Source organism: Pseudomonas mandelii (genome assembly GCF_002251635.1).
In the GTDB taxonomy this organism is placed as follows: domain Bacteria; phylum Pseudomonadota; class Gammaproteobacteria; order Pseudomonadales; family Pseudomonadaceae; genus Aquipseudomonas; species Aquipseudomonas mandelii_B.
The window spans coordinates 1-1,513 of record NZ_NMOJ01000210.1; the positions used below are offsets into that span (position 1 = coordinate 1).

1 protein-coding gene is annotated in these 1,513 nt (G+C 62.5%); it reads left to right on the top strand.

Annotated elements, in window-relative coordinates; translation table 11 throughout:
• Window positions 1–16: 16 nt before the first annotated feature.
• A partial coding sequence (gene fliF / locus B7L09_RS25870) for a flagellar basal-body MS-ring/collar protein FliF (protein WP_094471229.1) occupies window positions 17–1,513 on the top strand: 1,497 nt, incomplete at its 3' end.

The window sequence follows — 1,513 nt, forward strand, 5'->3', positions numbered from 1 at the left end:
AGACGGCAAGCCGCCGCTGTTTGGTTTGTCGTTCCTGGAAAACCTCTCCGAGATGACCATGTTGCGTCAGGTGGGCCTGATGGTCGGCCTGGCTGCCAGCGTGGCGATTGGTTTTGCCGTGGTGCTGTGGTCGCAGCAACCTGATTACCGCCCGCTGTACGGCAGCCTGGCCGGCATGGATTCCAAGCAGATCATGGAAACCCTGGCCGCCGCCGACATCGCCTACACCGTAGAACCCAACTCCGGTGCCTTGCTGGTCAAGGCCGATGACGTCGCCCGTGCACGCATGAAGCTGGCCGCCGCCGGCGTGACGCCGTCCGACAGCAATATCGGTTTTGAAATCCTCGACAAGGACCAGGGCCTGGGTACCAGCCAGTTCATGGAAGCCACTCGCTACCGTCGTGGCCTGGAAGGCGAACTGGCGCGCACCATCTCAAGCCTCAATAACGTCAAAGGCGCCCGCGTGCACCTGGCGATTCCGAAGAGTTCGGTGTTTGTGCGTGATGAACGCAAGCCGAGCGCCTCGGTGCTGGTGGAACTGTATTCCGGCCGCTCCCTGGAGCCTGGCCAGGTTCTGGCGATCATCAATCTGGTGGCCACCAGCGTTCCCGAATTGAGCAAATCGCAAATTACCGTGGTCGACCAGAAGGGCAACCTGCTGTCGGACATGGCGGAAAATTCCGCGCTGACCATGGCCGGCAAGCAGTTCGACTACAGCCGCCGCATGGAAANCATGCTGACCCAGCGTGTGCANAACATTCTGCAGCCGGTGCTGGGCAACGACCGCTACAAGGCTGAAGTGTCTGCCGACGTGGACTTCAGCGCGGTCGAATCGACCTCTGAACAGTTCAACCCGGACCAGCCGGCCCTGCGCAGCGAGCAGTCCACCAGCGAACAACGCACCGCCAGCAATGGCCCGCAAGGTGTGCCGGGTGCCCTGAGCAACCAGCCACCGGCGCCGGCCTCGGCGCCGCAAACCACCGGTGGCGCCGCTGCGACCGCCGGTGCGATCCAGCCTGGCCAGCCATTGTTGGACGCCAACGGTCAGCAGATCATGGACCCGGCCACCGGCCAGCCGATGCTCGCGCCATACCCGGCGGACAAGCGTAACCAGTCGACCAAGAACTTCGAACTCGACCGTTCCATCAGCCACACCAAGCAGCAGCAGGGCAAAATCAATCGCCTGTCGGTGTCGGTGGTGGTCGATGACCAAGTCAAGGTCAACGCCGCTGACGGCGCTGTTACCCGTGCGCCGTGGAGTGCCGACGAACTGGCGCGCTTCACTCGCCTGGTACAGGACGCCGTTGGTTTCGACGCCAGCCGGGGTGACAGCGTCAGCGTGATCAACATGCCGTTCTCGGTCGAGCGTGGCGAAGTCATCACTGACCCTGCGTTCTACACGCAGCCGTGGTTCTGGGACATCGTCAAGCAAGTGCTGGGTGTGTTGTTCATCCTGGTGCTGGTGTTTGGCGTGCTGCGTCCGGTGCTCAACAACATCACCGGCCACGGCAAA